1 pseudogene is annotated in these 275 nt (G+C 53.1%); it reads right to left on the bottom strand.

The window, feature by feature from the left end:
* Nucleotides 1-275, bottom strand: a pseudogene (locus KIH86_RS24420) (IS3 family transposase); the annotation flags it as partial.

Genomic DNA, 275 nt, shown 5'->3' with positions numbered 1-275 from the left:
GAAAGGCTCTTGGAGAGGTTGTACGCGAGTAACTCTCCGGTGGAACCATCCAGAATGGTGGATAGGTACGCCATCTCCGACCGGCCATACGGAAGGTAAGTGATGTCGGTGAGCAGCACAAGACCCGGAATTCCCTTCTTGAAATCGCGTTGGAGCTTATTGGGGACGACTCGATGTTCTTGAGTCGCATTGGCCATTTGCCGGTAAGGATTGGGTTTTCGGTGAGGACAAACGAGGTTTAGATTCCGCATGTGGCGGCGAATCCGTTTCCGGTT

The organism is Paenibacillus sinensis (genome assembly GCF_019904155.1).
Classification (GTDB): Bacteria; Bacillota; Bacilli; order Paenibacillales; family Paenibacillaceae; genus Paenibacillus_AQ; species Paenibacillus_AQ sinensis.
The sequence above is the reverse complement of the archived record's forward strand: the minus strand, read 5'-3'. Positions and strand labels throughout refer to the sequence as shown.